This window comes from Streptomyces sp. B6B3, from assembly GCF_039871525.1.
Lineage (GTDB): Bacteria > Actinomycetota > Actinomycetes > Streptomycetales > Streptomycetaceae > Streptomyces.
Genome location: NZ_JBDPLU010000062.1, coordinates 1 through 1,753, shown reverse-complemented (window position 1 = coordinate 1,753; position 1,753 = coordinate 1). Strand labels below are relative to the sequence as shown.

The window sequence follows — 1,753 nt, the reverse complement described above, 5'->3', positions numbered from 1 at the left end:
GTGGCGAGCAGGGGTGACCACGACGTGGCGCACGCGCATCTGACCGCGCACGGGCTGGCCGAGTACTTCTGCGCGTTGGAGATCGGGTGGGGTGCGAAGTCCGAGGCGGTGCGGCGGATCGCGAGCACGCTGAACATCGGTCTGGACACCGTGGCGTTCGTGGACAACGACGCCCTGGAACGCGCCGAGGTGGCGGCGGCGTTACCCCAGGTGCGGACGTATCCGGCTCACCTCCTTGACGAGTTGGCGGGGTTGGCGGAGTTCCGGCCCGCGGTGGTCACCCACGACGCGCGGGCGCGTCGGCGGATGTACCAGGCGGAACGGGCGCGTACCGCGGCCGAGGAGGAGTTCGCCGGCACGCCGACCGAGTTCCTGCGCGGGCTGGGGCTGGTGATGACCGTCCGCCGGGCCGGTGAGGCGGACATCGCCCGCGCCCACGAGTTGACCGTGCGTACCCACCAGCTGAACACCACCGGGGTGACCTACGACGAACGGGACCTGCGGGAGCTGACCAGGTCACCGCGGCACGAGGTGCTCGTCGCCTCCCTGGAGGACCGTTACGGCCAGTACGGCACGATCGGGCTGGCCGTCACCGAACTCGACGCCACCCGGGCCGTGCTGGACCTGCTGCTGATGTCCTGCCGGGTGATGTCCCGCCGGGTCGGCTCGGTACTGCTGGACCACGTCATCCGCCGCGCCCTGGACCGCGGCCTGCGCCCGCATGCGAGGTTCGTGCCAAGGGACGTCAACCGGGTCATGCTCGTCACCCTCCGCTTCGCCGGGTTCGCACCCGTCGAGGAACCCGAGGACCAGGCAGGGCACGGGGGGCACGACGGGCGGATCCTGCTGGCCCGCGATCCCGCACTCCCGCCGCCACCGCCACCAGGACACGTCCGGCTGATCACCGAAGAGCCCGAGCCCACCGTGGCCGGGGCCGAAAACGAAACGGGGGCCTCGTCATGACCGGAACATCCGACAGCACCGACAGCACCCCTCCCCTCGGCGTCGTCGGCGTCGTCGGGGTCGTCGGCGCGGGCCAGATGGGCGTGGGCGTCGCCGCGTGCTTCGCCCGCGCCGGCCACCCCGTCACCGTCGTCGACCCGTCGGCGGACGCCCGCACCAGCGCGCCGAAGCGGCTGCGCCAGGGGCTGCGGCACGCCATGCTCAGCGGCGGTGAGAAGGTGGACCTCGCCGCCGTCGCCGCTCGGGTGCGGTGGACCGACGAGCTGGACGCCCTGGGCGCGGCCACGTTCGTCGTCGAATGCGCCGTGGAACGCCAGCCGGTGAAGGAGGACCTGTTCCGGCGGCTGGGCCGGTTGTGTCCGCCCGGGACGATCCTCGCGTCCTGCACCTCGGCCATTCCCATCGCCTCGCTCGCCGCGGTGACCGGCCACCAGGACCGGGTGCTGGGCACCCACTTCATGAACCCGGCCCCCGCCAAGCCCGCCGTCGAGGTGGTCAGGGCGGAGACCACCAGCGAGGAGACCCTCCGCCGGACCACCGACCTGCTGGTCTCCCTGGGCAAGTCCCCGATCGTGGTGTCCGACGGTCCGGGCTTCGTCACCAACCGGGTGCTGATGCTGACCGTCAACGAGGCCGCCACCGTCGTCCACCAGGGCACCGCCAGCCCCGCCACCGTCGACCGGATCTTCCGCGACTGCTTCGGCCACCCCACCGGGCCGCTGGCCACCGCCGACCTCATCGGCCTGGACACCATCGTCGACACCCTCAACGTCCTGCACGAACACACCTC

2 protein-coding genes are annotated in these 1,753 nt (G+C 72.2%); both read left to right on the top strand.

Annotated elements, in window-relative coordinates; genetic code table 11:
• The coding region (locus ABGB06_RS39340) for a hypothetical protein (RefSeq protein WP_347600532.1) at positions 1-963 on the top strand (963 nt) is incomplete at its 5' end.
• On the top strand, positions 960-1,753 hold a 794-nt coding region (locus ABGB06_RS39335), incomplete at its 3' end, for a 3-hydroxyacyl-CoA dehydrogenase family protein (protein ID WP_347600529.1). The genes ABGB06_RS39340 and ABGB06_RS39335, both read left to right, overlap by 4 nt.